Genomic DNA, 3,512 nt, shown 5'->3' with positions numbered 1-3,512 from the left:
GCTGCGCTGTGAGCGTTCTCTTGTCAAAACCCCCCCTGGGGGGGCTTTACACCCCCCGGGGGTGGGCGCCAACCCCACCCCAAGGTCGTAAACCGTCAACCGTCGGCGGAGACTTGGGAGGCGGTGGTACTTACGGCGGTGGCCGGTACGGGCAGGCCCGCGCACAAGGGCGATCAGGTAGATCCCGCCCGCAAAACTCGTCAAGCGTAGGAGGCAATAATGCGCCGGGATGTGGCGTCGACGGTGAGCGTGCCGCCGTGGGGGAGGATCCACTGGGGTCGAGTATGACCGAAGGGGACGCCTATGCAGACCGGTGCCTGCGTGTTGTAGCGGCGGATGACCTCAAGCGCGCCCTGGGCCTGCTCCTGCCGGTACTGCGCACGCTCCCGGGCGTCAGGAGAGGTCTGGGGATTGGATGCGGGCGGTCGGGCCAGCAGGATGGCGGCCACGGCTTCGAGCACTCCCCGTTCCCCCAGAGAGCGCAGCATGCCCGCGACCAATTCCCGACCGGGGAGTATCTCAGAGGTTTCCAGCATCAGCACACAGCCATCAAGGGCACTGGCATCGGCATGGATACGCCCCGCGGCGAGGCCGAGCACCAGCACCTCCAAGCATCCGCCCCAGCCGGGGCCGCTGACTGTTGCGGAAGGCCCGTCCCAAAGCCACGGCTCGGTCTGCTCGCGGACTCCGTATTCGTGCAGTGCCCGCGGATCGGCCCAGTCCTTGCCGAAGTCCTCCGAGTATCCCGGCTCGGTGACTTCCAGAACCTCACCCGTCAGCAGTGCGGCGCGCAGCGAGGCACTATGAATGGTGTCGACCTCGGGCCCGGGGCCCAGGTGAACCTGGGTGGCGCCGCCGTGGAAGCTGCACACGCCGTGCTGCCACAGCCACTGGTGCAGGTTGGTGTTATCGGAGTAGCCGAGCACCGGCTTGGGGTCTTTCAGTACGGGCTCGGCGTCAAGGAGTGGTAGGACCGTCATCTCATCGTCACCGCCCGCGGTGGCGATGACCGCGCGAATGTTCGGATCGGAGAAGGCCGCATTCAGATCGTCGGCGCGCTCACGTGCGCCGGCGCCGAGACGGCGGGTCGTGGGGAACTACACCGGCACCAGACCGGTTATGGCCTGAAGCCGTTCCAAGTCCTGTTCATGAACTGCGGGGCCGATCGCGGGCACCGCCAGCGACGGCGACAGTACCGCGATCCTGTCGCCCGCCTTGGCCTTACTGGGCCGGGTCAATATATCCATGCCTTCGCACCATAGCCGGACGGGTACAGGGCTGGAAAGGCCCTAGGGGAGGTCCCGGACGGGTCCCTGAATCCGCGGCGTGTCGGCCCTGGTTGTCGCCGCCCACCCTGGAATCGGTGACCCACGCCACTTAACGTGATCGGTATGAGCACACGCGAGATCACGCGGGCGGAAGCCAGCACGGAGTCGAAGTTGGAGGCGCGAACGAGTCGGCCGGGCCCGGGCGGCGCCGCGGCGCGGGTGGCGATCGCCATCGCGGTCATGCTGCTGAGTGCCATGGTGCCGACGCTCGTCATGGCCATACCGGGAGTGCAGGCCCTGCTGGACGGAAAGGTCTTCGGCCGGAGCAGCGCAGGGTTGCTGGTGGTTTGTCTGGCGGTGCTCGTGATCATGTCCTTGGCGACGGCGTGCGCCTACCAGTGCACCCGGCTGCTGATCACTCGCCTGGACCACGCGCGTCTCTCCGACCTGGCAATGCGCCCGAGTCCGCGTGCACTCGCCTGGTGCCTGGGCATGATCGCCGTCGCCTTCGCGATCATGCCGATGGCCGGAGCCGTAAGTGAAGCGCTCGGCGTCCCTCGAGCGGAGCCCGCCATGCCGGGCGACACGTGGTGGTCCGCGATCCTGTTTCAGGTCGCCCTGGGGTTCTTACTGCAGGGGATCCCCGAAGAACTGGTGTGGCGGGGCTGGCTGTTCCGCTCACTCGGCTCCACCCGGACGGCGGCTGCGGTATCGGTCCTCGCCTTCACCGCCGTGCACTTGATCTCTCAGGGCGGTCAGGAGGGCTGGGGCGAGCGCGTCATTTACCTGGCCATGCCCTTCGGCTTTGGGGCGGCGGCGATGGCGGCACGCTGGGCGTCGGGTTCGACCTGGGCGGCGGTAGGCGCGCACGGCGGATTTCACCTGTCGAATCTCTTGGCGGTGAGTACCGGCGTCCCCGTAGACGAGCCGGTCACCTGGATTGTCGTCGGCTGTCTGTGGCTGGTCGCAGGGGCAACCGTGCTGCTACTTCACAAGGCTCGCGCCGGTCGCATGTACGGTGCGGTTGAGGCCCGAGGGGCGCAGGCGAGCATCAGGCCGGGCGATCTCTGAACGGTAGTCATCCGCATGGTCCCTGGTTGCGGGTGCATGGGGGTGGCCGGGCTGATGTGCTTCGGGCCGCGACCCGACCGGGCACACGTGCACGGCGTCACTGGGCTGCGCCGTCGTCGTCGGGGCGCGGCTCCCGTAGGCTGGGGGATGGTGCGCGCCGACGACACGAGTTGCGCCCCGGCCCGGCTGGGGGAGTGTAGTCGTCGGGGCGCGAGTGAATCCGAGCAACCCCTTTCGAAAGGCGTATCAGACCTGTGGCTGAATTCATCTACCAGATGATCAAGGCGCGCAAGGCGCACGGTGACAAGGTCATCCTGGACGACGTCACCATGGCTTTCCTCCCGGGAGCCAAGATCGGCATGGTCGGCCCCAACGGCGCGGGCAAGTCCTCGATCCTGAAGATCATGGCGGGCATCGACCAGCCCTCAAACGGTGAGGCCCGGCTGTCCCCGGGCTACAGCGTCGGCATCCTGCTGCAGGAGCCGCCGCTGAACGAGGAGAAGACCGTGCTCGGCAACGTCGAGGAGGGCGTGGCCGAGATCAAGGGCAAGCTCGACCGGTTCAACGAGATCTCGGCCGCCATGGCTGACCCGGACGCCGACTTCGACTCCCTGATGGCGGAGATGGGCACCCTGCAGGACCAGCTCGACGCCGCGGGCGCCTGGGACCTGGACTCCCAGTTGGAACAGGCCATGGATGCCCTGCGCTGCCCGCCGCCGGACGCGGAGGTCAAGCACCTGTCCGGCGGTGAGCGCCGCCGCGTGGCCCTGTGCAAGCTGCTGCTGGAGGCCCCCGACCTGCTACTGCTGGACGAGCCCACCAACCACCTCGACGCCGAGTCCGTCCTCTGGCTCGAACAGCACCTGAAGGCCTACAAGGGCGCCGTCATCGCCGTCACTCACGACCGCTACTTCCTGGACCACGTGGCCCAGTGGATCGCCGAGGTCGACCGTGGCCACCTCTACCCCTACGAGGGCAACTACTCCACCTACCTGGAGACCAAGGAGAAACGCCTGGAGGTTCAGGGCAAGAAGGACGCCAAACTCGCCAAACGGCTGAAGGACGAGCTGGAGTGGGTGCGCTCCTCCGCGCGCGGCCGCCAGGCGAAGTCCAAGGCGCGTCTGGCCCGCTACGAGGAGATGGCCGCCGAGGCCGAGCGCACCCGCAAGCTCG

General features: G+C 67.7%; 4 protein-coding genes. 2 read left to right on the top strand and 2 right to left on the bottom strand.

Going from position 1 to position 3,512, the window contains the following annotated elements:
- Positions 1 to 200: 200 nt before the first annotated feature.
- Positions 201 to 1,019, bottom strand: coding sequence for an LD-carboxypeptidase (locus tag Q4A20_RS14895; RefSeq protein ID WP_303124175.1), 819 nt, complete (start codon positions 1,017 to 1,019; stop codon positions 201 to 203).
- Positions 1,020 to 1,097: 78 nt separating this feature from the next.
- Positions 1,098 to 1,247 (bottom strand): hypothetical protein, encoded by a 150-nt coding sequence (locus Q4A20_RS14890; RefSeq protein ID WP_303124174.1) that lies wholly within the window; start codon positions 1,245 to 1,247, stop codon positions 1,098 to 1,100.
- A 144-nt stretch (positions 1,248 to 1,391) separates the two neighbouring features.
- Here Q4A20_RS14890 and Q4A20_RS14885 point away from each other — a divergent pair, with 144 nt between their 5' ends.
- Both Q4A20_RS14885 and Q4A20_RS14880 read left to right on the top strand, forming a co-directional pair.
- Complete coding sequence (locus Q4A20_RS14885; protein WP_303124172.1) at positions 1,392 to 2,339, top strand: CPBP family intramembrane glutamic endopeptidase; 948 nt, start codon at positions 1,392 to 1,394, stop codon at positions 2,337 to 2,339.
- Between the two features lie 254 nt (positions 2,340 to 2,593).
- The coding region (locus tag Q4A20_RS14880) for an ATP-binding cassette domain-containing protein (RefSeq protein ID WP_303124171.1) at positions 2,594 to 3,512 on the top strand (919 nt) is incomplete at its 3' end.

This window comes from Actinomyces sp., assembly GCF_030530635.1.
Lineage (GTDB): Bacteria > Actinomycetota > Actinomycetes > Actinomycetales > Actinomycetaceae > Actinomyces.
The sequence above is the reverse complement of the archived record's forward strand: the minus strand, read 5'-3'. Positions and strand labels throughout refer to the sequence as shown.

Coding starts and splice junctions, on each gene's coding strand:
- Q4A20_RS14890 (WP_303124174.1), bottom strand. CDS start 1,247: ATGGATATATTGACCCGGCCCAGTAAGGCCAAGGCGGGCGACAGGATC.
- Q4A20_RS14885 (WP_303124172.1), top strand. CDS start 1,392: ATGAGCACACGCGAGATCACGCGGGCGGAAGCCAGCACGGAGTCGAAG.